Genomic DNA, 21,267 nt, shown 5'->3' with positions numbered 1-21,267 from the left:
TCGCCTCATGGCACGTTTTTTCATAGATAGACCCATTTTCGCCTGGGTGATCGCCCTGGTGATCATGCTGGCCGGGGCCATGGCCATCATCGGCCTGCCGGTGGCCCAGTACCCGACCATCGCCCCGCCGGCGGTTGGCATCTCCGCCAGCTACCCGGGGGCCTCCGCCAAGACGGTGGAAGACTCGGTGACCCAGATCATCGAGCAGAACATGACCGGGCTGGATCACCTGCTCTACATGTCGGCGCAATCCGACTCGTCAGGGAATGTCAGCGTGACCCTCACCTTCAAGCCGGGCACGGATCCCGACATCGCCCAGGTGCAGGTGCAAAACAAGCTGCAACAGGCCATGTCGCTCCTGCCCCAAGAGGTGCAGCAACAGGGCGTCCGGGTCCAGAAGACCTCCAGCAGCTTCCTGATGGTGGCCGCCTTCATCTCCACCGATGGCGCCATGACCAACGATGACCTGGCGGACTATGTGGTAGCCAACATCAAGGAGCCCCTGAGCCGTCTGGACGGGGTCGGTGACATCACCTTGTTCGGCAGCCAGTACTCCATGCGTGTCTGGCTCGATCCCCACAAGCTCAACCGGGTGCAGATGACCCCGGCCGACATTCAGGCCGCCATCAAGGCCCAGAACGCCCAGGTTGCCTTCGGCAAGCTGGGGGGGACCCCTGCGGTGAGCGATCAGCAATTTACCGCCACCATCATGGGCCAGACCCGGCTCTCTACCGTGGAGGAGTTCAACAACATCCTGCTGCGGGTGAACCAGGACGGCTCCAAGGTCCAGCTCAAGGACGTGGCCCGGGTCGAGCTTGCCGGTGAAAACTACGACGCGACCGCGCTCTACAACGGCCAGGCCACCGCCGCCGTCGCCATCAAGCTGGCGACCGGTGCCAACGCCCTGGACACCGCCGAGCACGTGCGGACCAAGCTGGGTGAACTCTCCGAGTACTTCCCGGCCAACATGGAGATCGTCTATCCCTACGACACCACGCCGTTCGTGAAGATCTCCATCGAGGAGGTGGTGCAGACCCTGATCGAGGCGATCTTCCTGGTGTTCTGCGTCATGTATCTGTTCTTGCAGAACTTCCGGGCAACCCTGATTCCGACCATCGCGGTGCCCGTGGTCCTGCTCGGCACCTTCGGGGTCATGGCGGCCTTCGGCTTCTCCATCAACACCCTGACCATGTTCGGTCTGGTGCTCGCCATCGGCCTCTTGGTGGATGACGCCATCGTGGTGGTGGAGAACGTGGAGCGTCTGATGAGCGAGGAGGATCTCTCCCCCCTCGAGGCGACCCGCAAGTCCATGACCCAGATCACCGGCGCCCTGGTGGGCATCGCCCTGGTGCTGTCGGCGGTGTTCGTGCCCATGGCCTTCTTCGGTGGCTCTACCGGTGCCATCTATCGCCAGTTCTCCCTCACCATCGTCTCGGCCATGGTGCTCTCGGTGCTGGTGGCCTTGATCCTGACCCCGGCCCTGTGCGCCACCCTGCTCAAACCCATGAAGCACGGTGAATTCGGCGCCCAGCGCGGTTTCTTCGGCTGGTTCAACCGCTTCTTCGACACCAACGCCAACCGTTACCAGAACGGCGTGCGCAAGGTGATCAAGCAGGGCACCCGCTACGGCATCATCTATCTGGCCATGCTGGCGGTGCTGGCGGTGCTCTTCATGCGCATGCCCACCTCCTTCCTGCCGGAAGAGGATCAGGGGGTCATCATGTCCATGGTGCAGCTCCCGGTGGGGGCGACCAAGGAGCGGACCGAGGTGGTGCTCGGGGAGATGCGCGACTACTTCCTCGAGAACGAGAAGGAGAACGTGGACTCCGTGCTGACGGTGGCGGGCTTCAGCTTCGCCGGTAGCGGTCAGAACAGTGGCATGGCCTTCATCAAGCTAAAGGACTGGAGCGAGCGCAAGGGAGAAGAGCGCAGTGCCAATGCCATCATCGGCCGCGCCATGGGGTTCCTGTTCAGCATCAAGGAAGCCCAGGTCTTCGCCTTCAACCTGCCCCCCATTCCGGAACTCGGCACGGCCACCGGCTTCGACTTCTTCCTGCAGGATCGCGGTGGTCTGGGTCACGAGAAGCTGATGCAGGCGCGCAACCAGTTGCTCGGCATGGCGGCGCAGGATCCCAACCTGGTGCGGGTACGCCCGAATGGGATGGAAGACACGCCCCAGCTCGACATCAAGATCGATTACGAGAAGGCGCTGGCCCAGGGGCTCTCCATCACCGACATCAACAACACCCTGTCGGCGGCCTGGGGCTCCTCCTATGTGAACGACTTCGTCGACAGAGGCCGGGTCAAGAAGGTCTATCTGCAGGCGGATGCCCCTTTCCGGATGAACCCGGAAGATCTGAAGCTGTGGTACGTGCGCAACAGCGCGGGCCAGATGGTGCCCTTCTCCGCCTTTGCCAGCACGGAGTGGAGCTTCGGCTCGCCCCGTCTTGAGCGCTACAACGGTGTCTCCGCCATGGAGATCGTCGGTGAGGCGGCCCCTGGCAAGAGTACGGGTGATGCCATGGCGGCCATCGAGGAGATGGTGAAACAGTTGCCGGAAGGGATCGGCATCGAGTGGACCGGCCTCTCCTTCCAGGAACGTCAGGCAGGCTCCCAGGCGCCGGCCCTGTACGCCATCTCGCTCCTGGTGGTCTTCCTCTGTCTGGCGGCCCTCTACGAGAGCTGGAGCATTCCGTTCTCGGTCATGCTGGTGGTGCCGCTCGGGGTGCTGGGGGCCATTTTGGCCGCGACCCTGCGCGGGCTTGAGAATGACGTCTACTTCCAGGTGGGCCTGCTCACCACGATCGGGCTGTCGGCCAAGAACGCCATCCTCATCGTCGAGTTCGCCAAGGAGCTGCACGACAAGGGGATGAGGCTCGGGGATGCGGTGGTGGAGGCCTCGCGTCAGCGCCTGCGCCCCATCCTGATGACCTCGCTCGCCTTCATCCTGGGGGTACTGCCCCTGGTGATCAGCACCGGGGCGGGCGCCAGCAGCCGAAACGCCATCGGGACCGGCGTGATGGGGGGGATGATCAGTGCCACCGTGCTCGCCATCTTCTTCGTGCCGCTGTTCTTTGTGCTGGTGATGCGCTATTTCACCGAACGCAAGCATGCCGGGGAAGAGAGTGTCCACACCAAGGAGATCAACCATGACTAAGACCCTGATCGCCCTGGGCGTGACCCTGATGATGGGGGGCTGCTCCATGGCCCCCGACTACCAGCGCCCCGAGCTGCCCCAAGGCGCCTCCTGGCAAGCTGACCTGGCCGCCAAGGGGGAACTTGCCCCCTGGCGCCAGCAGTTCCAGGACCCGGCCCTGCAGACGCTGATCGGCACCGCCCTTGAGAGCAACCGGGATCTGCGCCTGGCAGCCCTCAACGTCGAGGCCTACGAGGCGAAATACCGTATCCAGCGGGCGGCCCAGTTGCCGACCCTGGCCGCCAGTGGCAGCGGCACCCGCCAGCAGGGATCCGACGATCTCAGTAGTACGGGGCAGGGCACCATCAGCAGCCAGTACGGCGCCAACATCGGCATCACCGCCTATGAGCTGGATCTGTTTGGCCGGATCCAGAGCCTGAAAGATCAGGCCCTTGAGACCTATCTGGCGCAAATCGAGACCCAGCGCAGCACCCAGATTGCGCTGGTGGCCTCGGTGGCCAATGCCTACTTCACCCTGCTGGCGGATCAGGAGTTGCTGGCCCTGAGCCAGGCGACCCTCGCCACCGAGCAGGAGAGCTATGCCCTGACCGAGCACAAATACCGCCTGGGCGCCGCCTCCGAGATGGAGCTGGCCCAGGGGCGCACGGCACTGGAAAACGCCAAGGTCAGCCAGGCGCAATACCAGCGTCTGGTGAAGCAGGACAGAAACGGTCTGGCCCTGCTGCTTGGCACCGATATCCCGGTGCTGGCGGCACAACCGGCCACCCTGGCCGAGGTGAAACTGGCGCCGATCCCGGTGGGGGCTCCCTCCAGCCTGTTGCAGCAACGCCCGGACATCCTGGCGGCGGAGCACAACCTGAAGGCGGCCAACGCCAACATAGGGGCGGCCCGCGCCGCCTTCTTCCCGACCATCTCGCTCACCGCGACGGCGGGCACCGCTAGCAACCAGCTGAGCGGTCTGTTTGACGGCGGCACCGGCACCTGGACCTTCATGCCCCAGATCAATTTGCCCATCTTCGATGGCGGCAAGCGCGTTGCGGATCTGGACGTGGCCGAGGTGGGAACCAGGCAGGCGGTGGCCAGCTACGAGAAGAGCATCCAGACCGCCTTCAAGGAGGTCGCGGACACCCTCGGTGCCCAGGCGGACTACGCGCAGCAGTTGCAGGCACAACAGGCGCTGGTGGATGCCAACCAGACCTACTTCAGGCTGGCGGAGGTGCGTTACGAGCAAGGGGTGGACAGCTACCTGACCCGCCTCGATGCCCAGCGCTCCCTGTTCAGCGCCAAGCAGGGGCTCATCAGCACCCGGCTCGCCCAGCTGAGTAACCAGGTCGCCCTCTACAAGGCGGTCGGTGGCGGCTGGCAGGCGCCGAAGGACGCAGAGCCGGCATCAGACAAACAGGGTTGACCCCTCGGGATTGACGTAAAAAGCATCAGGGGCAAACCACTAGGTTCGCCCCGTTTTTTTATCTGTCATGTCGAGAGGCCAAATCGAGGCAGGTGACAACGGCGCTCCCTGCCCGGAGCAGGGAGCGGGCAGGAGGAGCCCCACGCTCATGGGCGCCGCCCTCGGCAACCATCATGACCTGCCTGGAGGTGACCACCTCATCGCCGTCATCCGTTGCACCGGACCCAGGAGATGCCATTTATCGCATAAGCTGTGCCGTAATTATTCTTTCAAAGAATAAATGGTCGACTCTTATAGTCAGTCACTCGCCCCTCATTCCAAGGATGTGAAATGAAACGACTCGTGCCCGCCACCCTGCTTGTTGCAGGACTGGCTCTCGCCCCGCTGGCCCAGGCGGCCACCCTGCTCAACGCCTCCTATGACGTGATGCGCGATTTTTACAAGGAGTACAACGGAGCCTTCCTGAAGCACTGGCAGGCCGAAGGCGGGGAGCCACTGCAGATCAACATGTCCCACGGCGGATCGAGCAAGCAGGCGCGCGCCGTCATCGACGGCCTGCCCGCCGATGTCATCACCATGAACATGGCCACCGACATCAACGCCCTCGCCGAGCATGGGGGCCTGGTGCCCAAGGGGTGGGCGGATCGCCTGCCGGATCACAGCGCCCCCTTCACCTCGGCCACCGTGTTCATCGTGCGAAAGGGCAACCCCAAGGGGTTGAAGGATTGGCCTGATCTGCTCAAGGAGGGGGTACAGGTCATCGTGCCCAACCCCAAGACCTCGGGGAACGGCCGCTACACCTACCTGTCTGCCTGGGGCTATGTGCTGGAGCAGGGGGGAGATGAAGAGGCGGCCAGGGCATTTGTCGGCAAGTTGTTCAAGCAGGTTCCCGTGCTCGACACCGGCGGCCGCGCCGCCACCACCACCTTCATCCAGAACCGCATAGGGGACGTGCTGGTCACGTTCGAAAACGAAGCCGAAATGATTGCCCGGGAGTTTGGTCGTGGCAGCTTCGAGGTGGTCTATCCGAGCGTCACCGCCGTGGCCGAGCTGCCGGTGTCAGTGGTGGACAAGGTGGTCGACAAGCAGGGTACCCGCAAGGAGGCCGAAGCCTATCTGGCCTATCTCTGGTCCGACGAAGGCCAACGCATTGCTGCCAGCAACTATCTACGCCCGCGCAACCCGGCGATCCTCGCCGAGTTTGCAGACCGTTTCCCGAACGCCACCTTCCTCGACGTGGTGAAGACCTTCGGCGAGTGGCCTGTGATCCAGCGCACTCACTTCAAGGAGGGCGGGGTGTTCGACCAGGTCTATGCCCAGCGCTGAGGGGCCTCTGGATAACGATGCTCACCCAGGTGCAGCCGGGGCGTGGCTGCCTGGCTGCCCTCTCTGATGGTGGGGCCAGGTTGGTGCGTCAGGCTCTGAAAGATGAACAGGACCGTCGCGGATGGTGGTGTCCTGGAAGGGGAGGGTGTTCTGGCGCAGTCACACCGGCGTCTTGGCCCGAGACCCGGGACAAAAAGCACGAAGGGTTGGCCTCGCACTGAGGCCAACCCTTCGTCTGTCTGGTGCCGGTAATAGGAGTCGAACCTACGACCTTCGCATTACGAATGCGCTGCTCTACCAACTGAGCTATACCGGCGGCTTGATGTTCAGAGTCGTGAAAAAAGCCGGACAAGTCAATTGAGCCAACTCGATTTTATGAGTTGGCTCATGATGTTAAGGCATATCAGAGGTCAACGAACTCCGGGATGTGGGCACGGCCGCGGCTCTCGAGAAAATCGAGCAGGGCGCGGGGGGAGCGGGCCAGGATCCGCTCATGTGGGAAGTTGGCTTCGGTGACCAGCCGATGGCAGTGATCAAAGTCGCCGAGGCTGAATGCCACGTGGGAGTCGGAGCCGAAAGTGAGGTAGGCACCCAGATCGCGCGCTGCCTCGACGATGGCGCGGCAGTTGCTTTCGCTGCCTGCACGGGAGTGACTGAACGAGGAGTTGTTGACCTCCAGCGCCACTCGATACTCTGCCGCTGCCTTGACCACCGCCTGAATATCGATGGGGAAGGCGGGATTGCCGGGGTGGCTTAACATGTCGACCCGGCCACTTCGAATGGCGTTGATCATGGCCTGGGTGTGGGTCGCCTGATCGCAGGGGGGAAACACCGGTTCGTGAAAGCCTGCCATGATCATGTCGAGCCGGGACTCGTAGCGCTCGGGGAAGTCTATTTCACCGTCGATGTTCTTGATGTTGGCTTCGATGCCGCGCAGGATGCCGACCCCGTCCACGACTCTGGGCAACACGTGCAGATTGACGAAATGCCAGTAATGCGGGGCATCTGCCATGTCCGGGCCGTGGTCCGTGGTGGCGAACAGCCTGATCCCCTTGGCTTTGGCGATGGGCAGGTAATCGTGAATGGTGCTGTAGGCGTGGGTGCTGGCGACGGTGTGCGTGTGGGTATCGACCGTATACTTCATCTTCTCTCCCCTCTGGCATGAGGCGACAGCATAGCAAGATTGGCGAAGCCGGGCCATGTGGCTGGTTGCCATACTTTGTCACAATTTGGGTCTGTGCTGACAAAGTCTGATGACGTTTCACTGCGAGGATGGCGACATCGATGCAAGCCTGAACACCCATCGATGGGTCGACACTGGATGGTCAGACCCGTTTTCCCCGCCGTCGCCCCTGCGACGGTTTTTTTTGGTTCTCTGTCGGCGCCTCGGGTAGCGGCAGGGCAAAAAAATGCCCAACTAGCATGACGCAGGTTGGGCGAGACTTAATGTTTAATTGCAGTGGCATAGATATAGAGTGCCGTCTCGCTGCGAAGTTCCCGCCATCTTCCCTCTTTTTTGATTAAAAACATTTAGCCAACACCTGTTCACATTCTCTTGACATGAGTGGGCGTGAAACGTACTTTTTAAACATTCGTTTAAGTGAGGTGTCCAGTGAGTAAAATCGATACCAAGAACCGTATTCTCGACGCCGCCGAGGTGCTGTTTGCCGAGCGGGGGTTCGCCGATACCTCGTTGCGTCTGATCACCAGCGAGGCCGATGTGAACCTGGCTTCGGTCAATTATCACTTCGGCTCCAAGAAGGAGCTTATCCAGGCGGTGCTCGACCGTTATCTGAGCCTCTTCATGCCGGCACTGGACGGGCGGTTACAGACGTTGATGGCGCAGGATCAGCTGACCCTGTTGCAGGTGTTCGAGAGCTTTGTCGAACCCCTGATGAAACTGTCGGCCGTCAGGGCGAATGGTCCGGCGCTCTTCATGCAGTTGCTGGGGCGCGGCTATATCGACAGTCAGGGCCACCTGCGCCGCTTTATTACCACCCATTATGGGGCGACCCTGCACGGGATCACCCAGGCCATCTCCAAGGCCAATCCGGATTTGTCGCCAGCGGATCTCTTCTGGCGCCTGCACTTCACCCTGGGCACAGTCGTCTTCACCATGGCCTCTGCGGATGCCCTGCGTGACATCGCCCAGGCCGATTTTGGCCAGCAGCTCGATGTGGAAGGGCTGGTGCGCAACGTCATTCCTTATCTGGCGTCCGGTGTCGGGGCGCCCGTGGAGTCGACCAGGCTCTCCCTGGCCGTGTAACACCTAACAATAATCAACGGAAACAGTGAAATAGAAGGAACTTCGGTATGATCACATTGCTTGTCCTGCTGGTGCTGGCGATAGCCGTGGTGCTCGGTGTCCCCGCCATCCGTAAAAAGGTGGTGACCCGCCCCGTGTTCGGCATCTTCAAGAAGATACTGCCGCCCCTGTCGGCCACCGAGCGGGAGGCCATGGAGGCCGGCTCCGTCTGGTGGGACGGGGAGCTGTTTCGCGGCAACCCGGACTGGAAGAAACTGCACGGCTACGGCAAGGCCGAGCTGAGTGCAGAAGAGCAGGCCTTTATCGACAACCAGGTCGAAACCCTGCTCGCCATGGTGGACGACTTCAAGATCGTCAACGAGACCAAGGACCTGCCGGAGCCGGTGTGGGACTATCTGAAGAAAGAAGGCTTCTTCTCCCTGATCATCCCGAAATCCTACGGCGGCCGCGAGTTCTCGGCGATTGCCAACTCCACCATCGTCACCCGTATCGCCACCAAGAGCCTGAGCGTCGCGGTCACCGTCATGGTGCCCAACTCCCTCGGCCCGGGCGAGCTGCTGATGCATTACGGCACCCAGGCCCAGAAAGATTTCTGGCTGCCGGGGCTGGCCAACGGCAAGGAGGTACCCTGCTTCGCCCTGACCGGGCCGGAAGCGGGCTCCGATGCGGGCGCCATCCCGGACAAGGGGATCGTCTGCAAGGGGATGCACAAGGGTGAAGAGGTGCTGGGCATTCGCCTCAACTGGAACAAGCGCTACATCACCCTGGCGCCGCGTGCCACCGTGCTGGGGCTGGCGTTCAAGCTCTATGACCCGGAAAAACTGCTGGGTGACAAGGAAGAGATCGGCATCACCTGTGCGCTGATCCCGACCAGTCATCCGGGCGTGCGCGTCGGCGATCGCCACTACCCCATGGGGTTGGCGTTCCTGAATGGCCCGACCTTCGGCAAGGATGTGTTCATTCCGCTTGACTGGATCATCGGTGGCCCGGATTACGCCGGCCGTGGCTGGCGCATGCTGGTGGAGTGCCTCTCTGCCGGTCGCGGCATCTCGCTGCCTGCCCTTGGCACCGCCTGTGGTCACATGGCGAGCCGCACCGTGGGCGCCTACTCCTACGTGCGCAAGCAGTTCGGCATGTCCATCGGCAAGTTTGAAGGGGTGCAGGAAGCGCTGGCCCGCATTGGCGGACTCACCTATCAGCTCGAAGGCGCTCGTCGCATGACCGCAGGTTCCCTGGATTTGGGTCAGGCACCGGCCATCGTCACCGCGATCTCCAAGTACCACATGACCGAGATGGCCCGCCAGGTGATGGATGACTCCATGGACATCCACGCCGGTCGCGCCATCCAGCTGGGCCCGAAAAACTACACCGGCTACGCCTACATGGGCATTCCGGTGGCCATCACGGTGGAAGGGGCCAACATCCTGACCCGCAACCTGATGATCTTCGGGCAAGGGGCCACCCGCTGCCATCCGTATGTGTTTGCCGAGCTGGAAGCGGCGGCCGACACCGATGTGGAGCGCGGTCTCGAGAAGTTTGACGCCCTGTTGATGAAACACATCGCCTTCGGTACCGGCAACTTCTTCGGTGCCCTGTTCCAGGGGCTGACCCTGGGCCAGTTCAACAGCGCGCCGGTAGCTGGCGAAACCGCCCGCTACTACAAGCAGCTCTCTCGCATGAGCAAGGGTCTGGCCCTGTGCGCCGACGTCTCCATGCTGATGCTGGGCGGGGATCTCAAGCGCAAGGAGATGATCTCCGCCCGTCTGGGTGACGTGCTGAGCCACCTCTACCTGGCCTCCGCCACCCTCAAGCATTACGAGGATCAGGGCCGCATGGTCTCTGACCTGCCGTTCGTCCAGTACGCGGTGGAGCGCAACCTCTACCTGATTGGCAAGGCGTTCGAGGGCTTCTTCCAGAACTTCCCGAACAAGGTGGTGGGTGCCGTACTCAAGCGGGTGGTGTTCCCGTTCGGCGTCGGTTACAAGATGCCGGCGGACGATCGCTGCCATGCCATCTGTCTGGCCATGATGACGCCGGGCGAGTTCCGGGATCGTCTGACCGCGCTCTGTTATGTGGGCAAGGACGAGGCGGATCCAGTGGGGCTGATGGAGCGTGCCTTCCAGGCCATGGTCTTGGTGCAGCCCATCGAGAAGAAGCTGGTGCAGGCCCAGAAAGAGGGCAGACTGCCCCGCAAGCTGGCGCTGCCTGAGCTGGTGGCTGCCGCCCTGTCCCAGTCCATCCTCGGCAAGGAGGAGGCGGACAAGCTGCTGGCCGCCGATGCCCTGCGCTACGAGGCTATCCAGGTGGACAACTTCGCTCCTGGCGAGCTGGAAGGATTGTCTCAACCGAACCCGGTCGAGCATGCAGCCTGACCCCGAGCGTAAACCGACAACCGGCCCTAGTGGCCGGTTTTTTGTTGTTTAACCAGGCATTTACAAGGTCGATTAATTCCAGTTTAATGCAATGGCCCCCACCCTTGGGGCAGGAAGCAAGGCCATCGGAATGGCCGATAACAACAACTCAGGAAGAGTGAATGAACCTCGCCAAAACGGCGATCGAACGCCCCATCTGGGTGGCGGTCTCGGTCGTGCTGATTTTTTTGCTGGGCCTGCTCAGCATCCGGGGACTGCCCGTCCAGCTGTTTCCCGACATAGACCGTCCTCACCTCAACATCACGGTGGACTGGCGTTCGGCCTCGCCCCAGGAGATGGAGTCGGAGATAACCGATCCCATCGAGCAGGAGATGCAGGGGGTACAGGGGCTCAAGAGCCTCAGCAGCAACAGCTACCCCGGCTTCACCGAAATCGACATGGAGTTTGCCCTCGGCACCGACATGCAGCGGGCCCAGCTTGATGTCATCTCCCGCCTGAACCGGGTTTCGGGGCTGCCGGACAACATCGGTGGCCCTTACGTCAACAACTACAGCAGCAACGACACCCTGACCTTCTTCTTCATCCAGCAACTGCCCGGCGCCAAGGGGGAGATAGACGATCACCAGGCGCTGATCGAGGCGAGAGTCAAGCCCGAGCTGGAGCGGATCCCCGGGGTGTCCACGGTCGACATCGAGGGGATCAACGAGCGCCAGATCCAGATCCGCTTCGACCCTTACCGCGCCGCCGAACTGGGGGTGGAGATCCCGGTGCTCGCCAGCCGGGCAACGACGGGCTGGGATGTGTCGGCCGGGACCCTCGACATCGGACGCTGGGAGTACAAGCTGCGCTTTGCCGGCCGCTATGACGTGGCGGCCCTGGGGGACAAGGTGGTGGACTGGCGTGACGGCCTGCCCATCTATCTGCGGGACGTGGCCGAGATCAGAGTGGCCCGGGAGGAGAACCCGGTGCTGCGCATCCAGAACGGCAACACCGCCATCGCGGCGCAGATCTTCAAGGAGAGCGGCGCCAATGCCCTGGCGGCGCTCGAGGGGATCAAGGCCAAGGTCGGGGAGCTCAACCGGGAGGTGCTGGAGCCGGTCGGCCTGCACATGGAGCAGTCGTTTGACGCTTCCCTCTACATCAACCGGGCGGTGAGCATGGTGACCGCCAACCTGGGGCTCGGGGTGCTGCTCTCTTGCGCCATCCTCTGGGTCTTTCTGCGCCAGCTCAAGGCGACCCTGATGATCGCGATCGCCATTCCCATCAGCATCATGCTCACCTTCTGCCTGCTCAAGGTGATGGGGCGGACCCTCAATATCATCTCCCTGGCGGGCATTGCGTTTGCGGTCGGCATGGTGCTCGACGCCGCCATCGTGGTGCTGGAGAGCATCTACCGGCGCCATGAGCGGGGTGACATCAGCAAGGGAGAGGCAGCGCTGGAGGGCACCCGCCGGGTGTGGACCGCTCTGGTGGCGTCCACCCTGACCACGGTCGCCATCTTCCTACCGGTGCTCCTGCTCAATGACGTGGAAGGGCAGTTGTTTGCCGATCTTGCGCTCACCATCGCCTGCGCGGTGACCGTCTCCATGGTGGTGGCGGTCACGGTGTTGCCTGCGGTGGCGGCGCGCTGGATGGGGCACGAGCGGCTGATTGATCCCTTTGAGCGCCTGTGGTACCGCGCCACTCGCCATGTGATCCGCTGGACTGCCACCGCCCCCAGGCGCTGGGCCATTATCGTCCTGATGATGACGGGGCCTGTGCTGGTGAGCTGGTTGATGTTGCCCAAGATGAACTACCTGCCGGATGTGAAGCGGGACGCCATCGACGTCTGGATGAGTTTCACCCCCGGGGTCAATCTCAAGGCCCAGCGGGAAGAGGTGATCGATACCCTGATTGCTCGCCTCGACCCCTATATGAAAGGGGAGAAGGATCCTGTCCTCAAGAACTACTACATCCTGCGCTACCCGGGCGGTGCCCAGATCGGGGTGCGGCCAAAGGAGGAGAGCCAGATCAAGGTACTGGAGCAGATCTTGATGAAGCAGTTGCTGGTGGGCATTCCCGACACCCGGGTGTTTGGCGGTCAGGGGTCCCTGTTTGGCGGTTTTGACAGTGAAAACAGCATCTCCCTGCTGATCCAGGGGGGTGGGCTGCCCGAACTCTATCAGGCGGCCCGGGAGAGCATGACCATAGTGCAGCGGGACTTGCCCGGCGCCCAGGTCAGGCCAGAACCCGGGCTCGATTTCACCGCTCCCGAGCTTCGGCTGGTGCCCCAGGACAGGCGCCTGGCCGAGGTGGGCTGGGATCGCTCCCCCATGCCCGCCATCATCCAGACCTTTGGCGATGGTCTGCGGGTCGGCGAATATTTCGACGGGGATGAGCGGCTCGACATCCTGCTGATGGGGCAGGCCTCCGCCAACCCGGACGAGCTTAAGGCGGTGCCGCTTGCTACCCCGTCCGGGCGCATCGTTCCCCTTGGGGAACTGCTGCGGGTGGAGCCGCAACTCGGGCCTGAGAGCATCTTCCGATCCGATGGGCGGCGCAGCATCAGTCTGCAGATTTCGCCCCCTGCGGGGATGAGCATGGAGCAGGTACTCGACACCCTGCAGCACAAGAGCTTTGCCGCCATCCGGCCGTTGCTGCCAGCCGGGGGGGAGCTGCGGGTCGCCGGCAATGCCGACAGCCTGCAGCAGGCGCTCGGCAACCTCGGCAGCATCTTCCTGTTCGCCGTGATGATACTGCTCATTCTGTTGTGGGGGGTCTTCGCCTCCCTCAAGGATGCCGTGCTGGTGCTGCTCACCTTGCCGCTCGCCACCGTCGGCGGCGTGCTGGCGCTGCACCTGAGCGGTCTGGTGGCGCCGCTGCCGATGGACTTGCTCACCATCATCGGCTTCGTCATCCTGCTCGGGTTGGTGGTCAACAACGCCATTCTGCTGGTGCACCAGACCAGGATGGCCGAGCGGGAGGGGATGAGCCGACAGTCGGCAGTCACCGATGCTCTGCAAAGCCGGATGCGTCCCATCGCCATGACCAGCCTCACCAGCATCTTCGGCATGCTGCCCCTGATGCTGAGTCCGAGCGAGGGGAGCGAAATCTACCGGGGGCTGGCCACCGTCATCGTCGGTGGCATGAGTTGCAGCACCCTCTTCACCCTGATCCTGTTGCCCGCCTTCCTGCGGTTGGGGGAGCAGACCGACATACCGCACGCCCTTCGGCAGCGTGCCTGAGCAAGGAGCTCATCGATGACACAAGGTTTCACAAGGATAGTGGTGGGGGCTCTGCTGCTGGCTGGCGGGCTGCCTGCGCTTGCACAAAGCAAGATGGTGACGCTGGCGGAGGTGGCCCAGGGAGAGGCCGGGGCCAGCATCTGGGTCAGCGGCACGGTGGCAAGCCGCCAGCAGGCGGCGCTCAGCGCCGAAGTGAGCGGTCGGGTGGAGTGGATAGCCGAGTTTGGCAGCCGGGTGAAGACGGGGGACGAGTTGCTGCGCCTGGACAGCGCGACCCTGCGCCTCTCGCTGGAGCAGGCGAGGGCGGAACAAGCCAGAGAGGGGAGCAACCTGCGCTATGCTCGCGCCGAGTTCCAGCGCCTGGATCGTTTGCACCAGCAAAAGAGTGCCTCCCAGAGCCAGTATGACAAGGCGCGCTATGACGTGGAGCAGGCTGAGCTGGCCGAGCAGCTGGCGCGGGTGCAGGTGCGCCAGATTGAGGAGCAGCTGCGCAGAAGCCGCATCTTTGCCCCGTTTGACGGAGTGGTGAATGAACACTTCATCCAGCCGGGGGAGCATGTGGATGCGGGCGAACAGGCGCTTGAGCTGGTCAATCCGGACCAGCCGGACATCCGGTTGCGTGCGCCTATTGCCTGGGCCCGGCAACTGGCCACCCAGACCCGGTTGCGGGTGGAAGGGGAGCAGCTCAGCAGCCACGCCATCTATTACCAGCGGGCGGCGAGCGCCGATCCCAAGTCCCGGCTCATCGAGCTGCGCCTCAAGCCGGAAGCGGGCACGTTCATCATTGGCTCGCCAGTGCGGGTGGCGCTGCCGATGGGAGAGCAGCACACCATGCTGCTGCCACGGGATGCCCTGGTGCTCGGCACCGAGGGAAGCGTGGTCTATCAGGTGGAGCAGCGCGGCGAGGCGCTCACGGTGAACCGGGTGCCGGTCACCGTGCTCTTTGGAGACAGCCGGGAGGTGGCGGTGAGCGGCGCTCTCAAGCAGGGAGACAAGGTGGTGGTGCGCGGCGCCGGCAGCCTGCAGGATGGGGACAAGGTGGAGCTGTTTCGCGGTTGAACCTGGGGCTGATCCCATAAAAAAACGGCTCCCGCGGGAGCCGTTTTTGTTGCAGAGAGAAGGGGCGATTACTCGACCATCATCACCTTGCAGGTGTTGGTGCTGCCGACGGTCTCCATCTTGTCGCCGTGGGTGAGCAATACCATGTCGCCACTTTGCAGCAGTCCCTTGGCCTTGAGCACGTCCAGCGCGTCGCGGCACACCTCGTAGACCGGCTTGGTCTCGTCGCCATCAAACAGCACGGGGGTGACGCCGCGGTAGAGGTTGGCCCAGGCCAGGGTCTTGTTGTGAGGAGACATGGCGAAGATGGGCAGGCCGGAGCTGATGCGGGACATCAGCAGCGGGGTGGTGCCCGACTCGGTCAGCGCTACGATCGCCTTGACTCCTTCCAGGTGGTTGGCCGCATACATGGTGGACATGGCCACCGCCTCTTCCACCGAGGTGAAGGTGTAGCTCATGCGGTGGTTGGAGACGTTCAGGCTCGGGTGCTTCTCGGCGCCCACACAGACGCTGGCCATGGAGGTCACGGTCTCGATGGGGAACTGGCCGGCGGCGGTCTCGGCGGAGAGCATCACCGCATCGGTACCGTCCAGCACGGCGTTGGCCACGTCCATGACTTCGGCACGGGTCGGGAGCGGTGCGTTGATCATGGACTCCATCATCTGGGTCGCGGTGATGACCACGCGATTCAGGCGACGGGAGTGGCGAATGAGCTTCTTCTGCACACCCACCAGTTCGGGGTCGCCGATTTCGACGCCGAGATCGCCACGGGCCACCATGACGGCATCGGAGCCGAGGATGATGTCTTCCATCGCCTCGTCGCTGGCGACGGTCTCGGCGCGCTCGACCTTGGCCACGATCTTGGCGTTGGAGCCAGCTTCGCGGGCCAGTTCGCGGGCGTAGCGCAGATCATCGCCGCTGCGGGGGAAGGAGACTGCCAGGTAGTCCACGTTCATGCGGGCGGCGGTCTTGATGTCTTCCTTGTCCTTCTCGGTCAGGGCCGGTGCGGAGAGGCCGCCACCTTTCTTGTTGATGCCCTTGTTGTTGGAGAGAGGGCCGGCCACGGTCACCGTGGTGTGGATGCGGGTGCCTTCGACCTGCTCGACCTTCAGTTGCACGCGGCCATCGTCCAGCAGCAGGATGTCACCGGATACCACGTCCTGCGGCAGGCTCTTGTAGTCGATGCCGACCTGCTCCTGGCAGCCTTCTCCCTTGCCGAGGGCGGCATCGAGAATGAACTTGTCACCGATGGCGAGGTAGATCTTGCCATCCTTGAAGGTGGAGACGCGGATCTTGGGGCCTTGCAGATCGCCCATGATGGCCACGTGGCGGCCCAGCTTGGCGGCGATGTCACGCACCTGGTTGGCGCGCTGGATATGATCTTCAGGAGTGCCGTGGGAGAAGTTCATCCGCACCATGTCGGCACCGGCGCGAATGATCCCCTCGAGAATGCCGTCGCGATCGGTCGCCGGACCGAGTGTGGTAACAATCTTTGTACGTCTTGGCATGAAAGACTCCAATGTGAAGTTGATATGACTTGAAATACTGCCCCGTCAAGCATGTGGCATGGCGCCAACTGGCAGGCCATCTGGGTGGCCTTGTTTGATTGAATTTCGATACTACACCAAGCCCGTTGGCATAGACAGTCGGGGGCGGACCCCCGAATGATCAGGAGGAGTGGGGGTATCAAAGCGGGATTCGCGCAAACCTTCTTTGACTTTCTTCAGGTTTTCGCGAAATTTCATGCCACGGCGCAGGGTGAAACCGGTGGCCAGCACGTCCACCAGGGCGAGCTGGGCGATGCGCGAGGCCATGGGCATGTAGACGTCGGTGTCTTCCGGCACGTCCATGGAGAGCACCAGGTTGCATTCGCGGGCCAGGGGAGAGTCCTTGGCGGTCATGCCGATGACGGTGGCATCGTTTTCCCGGGCCAGCGCGGCAATTTCCACCAGGGCCTTGGTGCGGCCGGTGTGGGAGATGAGGACCACCACGTCCCCTTCGCTGCTGTTGATGCAGCTCATGCGCATCATGACGATGTCATCGAAGCTAACCACGGGGATGTTGAAGCGGAAGAACTTGTTCTGGGCATCCCGGGCAACGGCGGAGGAGGCGCCCAGACCAAAGAAGCTGATCTTCTTGGACTGGGTCAGAATATCGACGCAGCGGTTGATGGCCGAGATGTCCAGGCTGTTCTTGGCGGCATCGAGGCAGGCCATGGTGGATTCGAAGATCTTGGCGGTATAGGTGTCCGGGCCGTCTTCCGCTTCCACATGGCGGTTCACATAAGGGGTGCCGTTGGCCAGGCTCTGGGCCAGGTGCAGCTTGAAATCGGGAAAACCCTTGGTATCGAGGCGACGGCAGAAACGGTTGACGGTCGGTTCGCTCACATCGGCCAGCTTGGCCAGGGTAGCAATGCTGGAGTGAATGGCGGTCTGGGGTGAGGCCAGGATCACTTCAGCCACCTTACGCTCTGATTTACTGAAACTTTCCAGATTGTTCGTAATTTTATCGAGGGTATTCATCATTACCACCAGGCATTTTTGTAATTTAACTTCAGTGTCTGTGCACTAAATTCACAGCTCAAGCAGGTTTCCAGTCTCCGCGATGACTATACAAGACAAGCGCTTATCGGAACTAATCTCGGCCCTGCAAAGTATGACTCATGTCTAATTATTTCGTGTTTTTAGTTGCAAACTTCCATTTGCGTCTTGAAAACGCTTACAAATGTTGCAAAGCAACAACACTGTGAGCGGGCGCACACTTGTCTGCATAAATCGCGCAGCCCGGCTGCGGGCTCGAGTAGTATTGCAGCCAAATAATAATGTCGGGACGGTAAGGGCCGCCCCGAGTCGGTAACGAAGGAGTTTGTTATGCAGCATACCCATGCGCTGGTGGGCGACGTTGGCGGTACCAATGCCCGGCTGGCCCTCTGCGAACTGGCGACGGGCGCCATTTCCCAGGCAAAAACCTATTCGGGGCTGGCCCATCCCAGCCTGGAGGCCGTGGTGCGCCTCTATCTCGAAGAGCACGATGCCACCGTGGGCGAGGCGTGCATCGCCATCGCCTGTCCCATCAATGGTGACTGGGTCGCCATGACCAACCACAGCTGGGAGTTCTCCATCCGCGAGATGCAGGCCAACCTCGGCCTGGCACGCCTGCAGGTGATCAACGATTTCACTGCCGTCTCCATGGCGGTGCCCGTGCTCGGCGAGAGCGATCGCATCCAGCTCGGGGGCGCGGCCCCAGTCGCCGGCAAGCCCATCGCCATCTATGGCGCAGGGACCGGCCTTGGCGTTGCCCACCTGGTGCAGGCCGGTGAGCAGTGGCTGAGCCTGCCGGGTGAGGGCGGTCACGTGGACTTCGCCGCCAACACGGAAGAGGAAGATGCGGTGCTGCAGGTGATGCGCGGCGAGCTGGGCCATGTGTCGGCGGAGCGTTTCCTCTCGGGCCCCGGGCTCGTCAATCTCTATCGCGGCCTGGTCAAATCCGATGGCCGCGAGCCCGAACCCTTTGCCCCCAAGGACATCACCGAGCGCGCGCTGGCGGGGGATTGCCTCGATTGCCGTCGCACCTTGAGCCTGTTCTGCGTGCTCATGGGCCGCTTTGCCGGCAACCTGGCCCTCAACATGGGCACCTTCGGCGGTGTCTACATCGCCGGTGGCATAGTGCCGCGCTTCCAGGAGTTCTTCATCGGATCGGGCTTTCGGGTCGCCTTCGAGGACAAGGGGCGCTTCAAGCCTTATCTCAAAGACATTCCGGTCTTCCTCATCACCCATGAAGGGCCGGGGCTGCTCGGGGCAGGGGCTTATCTGCGCCAGTCCCTCGGGATCCGTCTCTGAGCCTTGCCAGGGTGAACATGGTTCAGTCCCGATTCAGTGACCGGGGCGTAAAGTGAACCTACGTACTCAAGAGGACGGGGCTTCATAGGGAATTGAAACCGGTCTTCATCCGCTGGGTGCGCATTGTCACCTGACAAGCCTGAACTGTTTTACCGGCCCTCGCGGCCGGTTTTTTTATGCCTGTCGTTTCTGTGCGAGCATGGGGCTGAGGGGAGCGGCAGGTCAGCTTCTGATGGGGGTGCAAGCTCGTCAGCCTCGCTGCCATGTGCTTGGCCTGGTCGAAGCATAAGGAGTGAGGCGTGAGACAGTGAAAGCACCGGAATGGCAACGCCCGAATGCGGCAGGAGCCAGGTACTGGCTCCTGCGCTGTCAGGGGAGGGTTATGTGGAATCTCGCGCCGCCGAGCGGGGAGTCATCCACCCGGATCTCGCCGCCGTAGCTGTGCACGATTTCGGTCACCACGGCGAGGCCAATCCCCTGGCCGGGGGAGCTGTCAGCCCGCACGCCGCGCTGGAAGATCTGTTGCGATTTGCCGGGGGCGATGCCGGGGCCGTCGTCTTCCACCACGATGAGCAGGCCGCTCTCCCGGTGGCGGACATGAACCCGGATCTCGCTGATGGCGAACTTGCAGGCGTTGTCCAGCAGGTTGCCCATCAGCTCCATCAGATCGCCCTGCTCGCCGTGGAAGAAGACATCGTCGTCAAACTGGAAGCCGGTCTGCAGCTTCTTGTGGCGATAGACCTTGGCGAGGCTGGCCAGCAGCTTCTCTATAAGGGGAACCGGTTCGGTGCCCTTGCTCGCGAGGCGCTTTCGCCCGGTGACGGCGCGGCGTAACTGGTACTGGATGATCTGATCCATGGTGGTGATCTGTTCATTGATGTTGTCATGGATGTCGTGGCCGAGCTTGAGCTCCTGGGCGGTGATCTGGATGAGCGCCAGCCGGGTTTTCAGGCTGTGGGCGAGATCGTTGAGGGCGTGCTGGTAGCGCTGGGTCTGCTGGCGTTCGTTCTCCAGCAACTGGTTGACCGAGCTTGTCAGGGGAGTCAGTTCGCGCTCGTAGTCGTTTGACAGTGCCTCTCGCGTACCGGCGCGGATCTCGTCAATCTGGCGCGCCATGGTACGCAGGGAGGAGAGGCTCCAGAAACTGGTGAGCAGCAACAGAGCGCCCAGCAGACAGTAGGCGAGCAGCGCCTGGCGAATGCAGCGGTAGAGGTAATCGCGGGTCTGGGCCTGATAGCGCCGGGCGGAATCGACCATCACCACGTAGTAGGTGGTGGGGCCGGCGCCATGATTGCGCAGGAAACGCAGGCTGTAGATGAAGTAGCTCTCGCCGTTCTTGATGGTATGCAGCTTGAAGAAATAGTCCTGATCCAGTCCCCCCAGGTATCTCATCAGATCCCGGCAGATGGTCTCCTTGATGGAGACCACCTCCGGCATGTGGAGGCTGGACCAGCTCAGCTCCCCGTCGGCGCGGCAGATCAGGGTGTCGAGATTGGGGTCGATGGCATCCGGGGTGAGCTTGCCAAGATCCGTCATGGCATGGGGCTCCGGCTGCTTGGACGAGAACAGCTTGGAGAGGTTCTCCTGCATGCGGACACTGGCTTTCTGGGCCTGCTCCTCGGCATGGCCGAGGTAGAGGATGTAGACGGAGAAGGCCATGATGAGCGCGATGACCAGCATGGCACTCAGCATCAGCTTGAGGTGCAGGGAGCGGCGGATCAGGGTCAGGGGATGCATCATGGCAAGGCGCATCAGCTGCAGGCGAGGTTGAAGATGTAGCCCTGGCGGCGGATGGTGGAGATGGGCTGGATGCTCCCTTCCGGATCCAGTTTTTTGCGAAGCCGGCTCACCATCACCTCGATGGTGTTGGGATCCCCTTCACCATCCCCATAGAGCTGATCCAGCAACTGCTGTTTGGAGACCACCTGACGGGCATTTCGCATCAGGTATTCCAGGATCAGATATTCGAAACTGGTCAGCACAGTGACCTCGCCGGCGATGGTCAGCTCCTTGCGGGAGAGATCCAGCTCGTAGTCACCCGCCTTCACTCTGGGGGAGATGAAGCCGGCGCTGCGGCGTACCAGCGCATTGAGGCGGGCCAGCAGCTCGTCCTTCTGGAAGGGTTTGACCAGGTAGTCGTCCGCCCCGGCCTCCAGTCCTTCCACCTTGTCCTGCCAGTTGCCTCTGGCCGTCAGCACAATGATGGGAAAGGGGATCTGCTGCTCGCGCAGGCGGGTGATGAGCTGAAGGCCATCCATGTCAGGCAGGCCCAGATCGATGATGGCGACATCGGTGGGGTAGTCGGCAGCGTAGTGCAGCGCCACCTGGGCATTGTCCGTGCTGTAAACCTGGTTCTGGGCCTCGGTCAACAGGGTGGAGAGGTGGTGATTGAGCAGCTTGTCGTCTTCAACCAGTAGGATTTTCATAAGATGCATGATGATGAGGGTCCAGGCTGTCAATTAGAGGGTCAACAAGGGGGAGAGTCAATCCGGATCCTACCTGACCCCGCTGTATCGGGACTGAATCATCCCTGTCTTCTTTCCTCATGCATTTCCCATGATGCAACGCTGTGTCATCAGCCTCGTGTTCAGGCTCGCTATCCGTGCCTGCCGGTTT

Annotated in this window: 13 protein-coding genes and 1 tRNA gene; 8 read left to right on the top strand and 6 right to left on the bottom strand. The window is 62.2% G+C overall.

The features are described from left to right. Positions 1-7 precede the first annotated feature (7 nt). From AB5Y64_RS15160 to AB5Y64_RS15150, 3 genes are all read left to right on the top strand, one after another. On the top strand, positions 8-3,157 hold the full coding sequence (locus AB5Y64_RS15160; RefSeq protein ID WP_041213203.1) for an efflux RND transporter permease subunit: 3,150 nt from the start codon (positions 8-10) through the stop codon (positions 3,155-3,157). Further along, positions 3,150-4,565, top strand: a complete 1,416-nt coding sequence (locus AB5Y64_RS15155) for an efflux transporter outer membrane subunit (RefSeq protein WP_043155092.1) — start codon at positions 3,150-3,152, stop codon at positions 4,563-4,565. The genes AB5Y64_RS15160 and AB5Y64_RS15155 overlap by 8 nt, the downstream gene beginning before the upstream one ends. A gap of 330 nt (positions 4,566-4,895) precedes the next feature. Next, positions 4,896-5,891 (top strand): sulfate ABC transporter substrate-binding protein, encoded by a 996-nt coding sequence (locus AB5Y64_RS15150; RefSeq protein ID WP_210538688.1) that lies wholly within the window; start codon positions 4,896-4,898, stop codon positions 5,889-5,891. A gap of 240 nt (positions 5,892-6,131) precedes the next feature. Here the strand turns inward: AB5Y64_RS15150 and AB5Y64_RS15145 are convergent. Then, positions 6,132-6,207, bottom strand: a tRNA-Thr gene (locus tag AB5Y64_RS15145). Positions 6,208-6,294: 87 nt separating this feature from the next. Beyond that, positions 6,295-7,035, bottom strand: coding sequence for a phosphatase (locus AB5Y64_RS15140; RefSeq protein WP_202041483.1), 741 nt, complete (start codon positions 7,033-7,035; stop codon positions 6,295-6,297). A 468-nt stretch (positions 7,036-7,503) separates the two neighbouring features. Here AB5Y64_RS15140 and AB5Y64_RS15135 point away from each other — a divergent pair, with 468 nt between their 5' ends. From AB5Y64_RS15135 to AB5Y64_RS15120, 4 genes are all read left to right on the top strand, one after another. Continuing rightward, entirely contained in the window at positions 7,504-8,157 is a 654-nt protein-coding gene (locus AB5Y64_RS15135; RefSeq protein WP_005324182.1) for a TetR/AcrR family transcriptional regulator, read from the top strand. 47 nt (positions 8,158-8,204) lie between these two features. Further along, the gene (locus AB5Y64_RS15130; protein WP_010675344.1) at positions 8,205-10,529 is read left to right on the top strand and encodes an acyl-CoA dehydrogenase; all 2,325 of its coding nucleotides are present in this window, start codon (positions 8,205-8,207) and stop codon (positions 10,527-10,529) included. A gap of 161 nt (positions 10,530-10,690) precedes the next feature. Beyond that, entirely contained in the window at positions 10,691-13,753 is a 3,063-nt protein-coding gene (locus AB5Y64_RS15125; protein ID WP_368204119.1) for an efflux RND transporter permease subunit, read from the top strand. 15 nt (positions 13,754-13,768) lie between these two features. Further along, entirely contained in the window at positions 13,769-14,812 is a 1,044-nt protein-coding gene (locus AB5Y64_RS15120) for an efflux RND transporter periplasmic adaptor subunit (RefSeq protein ID WP_167825896.1), read from the top strand. Between the two features lie 68 nt (positions 14,813-14,880). Here AB5Y64_RS15120 and pyk read toward each other — a convergent pair whose 3' ends face one another. Next, positions 14,881-16,320: a pyruvate kinase gene (gene pyk, locus AB5Y64_RS15115; RefSeq protein WP_041214849.1), complete on the bottom strand. Its 1,440-nt coding sequence runs from the start codon at positions 16,318-16,320 to the stop codon at positions 14,881-14,883. Positions 16,321-16,431: 111 nt separating this feature from the next. Beyond that, entirely contained in the window at positions 16,432-17,334 is a 903-nt protein-coding gene (locus AB5Y64_RS15110) for a MurR/RpiR family transcriptional regulator (RefSeq protein ID WP_174217472.1), read from the bottom strand. 348 nt (positions 17,335-17,682) lie between these two features. Here AB5Y64_RS15110 and glk point away from each other — a divergent pair, with 348 nt between their 5' ends. Further along, complete coding sequence (gene glk, locus AB5Y64_RS15105) at positions 17,683-18,651, top strand: glucokinase (RefSeq protein WP_039041241.1); 969 nt, start codon at positions 17,683-17,685, stop codon at positions 18,649-18,651. A gap of 369 nt (positions 18,652-19,020) precedes the next feature. Here the strand turns inward: glk and AB5Y64_RS15100 are convergent, their stop codons facing one another. Then, positions 19,021-20,403, bottom strand: a complete 1,383-nt coding sequence (locus AB5Y64_RS15100) for an ATP-binding protein (protein WP_042877776.1) — start codon at positions 20,401-20,403, stop codon at positions 19,021-19,023. Next, positions 20,403-21,077 (bottom strand): response regulator, encoded by a 675-nt coding sequence (locus AB5Y64_RS15095; RefSeq protein WP_244060688.1) that lies wholly within the window; start codon positions 21,075-21,077, stop codon positions 20,403-20,405. Before AB5Y64_RS15095 ends, AB5Y64_RS15100 begins: the two co-directional genes overlap by 1 nt. Positions 21,078-21,267 lie beyond the last annotated feature (190 nt).

Source organism: Aeromonas sp. R5-1 (assembly GCF_040908265.1).
GTDB classification, from domain to species: domain Bacteria; phylum Pseudomonadota; class Gammaproteobacteria; order Enterobacterales; family Aeromonadaceae; genus Aeromonas; species Aeromonas caviae.
This window is presented reverse-complemented; position numbering and strand designations above follow the sequence as displayed.

Excerpts from the sequence above, each read along its gene's own strand:
- AB5Y64_RS15160 (WP_041213203.1), top strand. The coding sequence starts at position 8 with ATGGCACGTTTTTTCATAGATAGACCCATTTTCGCCTGGGTGATCGCC.
- AB5Y64_RS15155 (WP_043155092.1), top strand. The coding sequence starts at position 3,150 with ATGACTAAGACCCTGATCGCCCTGGGCGTGACCCTGATGATGGGGGGC.
- AB5Y64_RS15150 (WP_210538688.1), top strand. The coding sequence starts at position 4,896 with ATGAAACGACTCGTGCCCGCCACCCTGCTTGTTGCAGGACTGGCTCTC.
- AB5Y64_RS15140 (WP_202041483.1), bottom strand. The coding sequence starts at position 7,035 with ATGAAGTATACGGTCGATACCCACACGCACACCGTCGCCAGCACCCAC.
- AB5Y64_RS15130 (WP_010675344.1), top strand. The coding sequence starts at position 8,205 with ATGATCACATTGCTTGTCCTGCTGGTGCTGGCGATAGCCGTGGTGCTC.
- AB5Y64_RS15125 (WP_368204119.1), top strand. The coding sequence starts at position 10,691 with ATGAACCTCGCCAAAACGGCGATCGAACGCCCCATCTGGGTGGCGGTC.
- AB5Y64_RS15120 (WP_167825896.1), top strand. The coding sequence starts at position 13,769 with ATGACACAAGGTTTCACAAGGATAGTGGTGGGGGCTCTGCTGCTGGCT.
- pyk (WP_041214849.1), bottom strand. The coding sequence starts at position 16,320 with ATGCCAAGACGTACAAAGATTGTTACCACACTCGGTCCGGCGACCGAT.
- AB5Y64_RS15110 (WP_174217472.1), bottom strand. The coding sequence starts at position 17,334 with ATGAATACCCTCGATAAAATTACGAACAATCTGGAAAGTTTCAGTAAA.
- glk (WP_039041241.1), top strand. The coding sequence starts at position 17,683 with ATGCAGCATACCCATGCGCTGGTGGGCGACGTTGGCGGTACCAATGCC.
- AB5Y64_RS15100 (WP_042877776.1), bottom strand. The coding sequence starts at position 20,403 with ATGCGCCTTGCCATGATGCATCCCCTGACCCTGATCCGCCGCTCCCTG.
- AB5Y64_RS15095 (WP_244060688.1), bottom strand. The coding sequence starts at position 21,077 with ATGAAAATCCTACTGGTTGAAGACGACAAGCTGCTCAATCACCACCTC.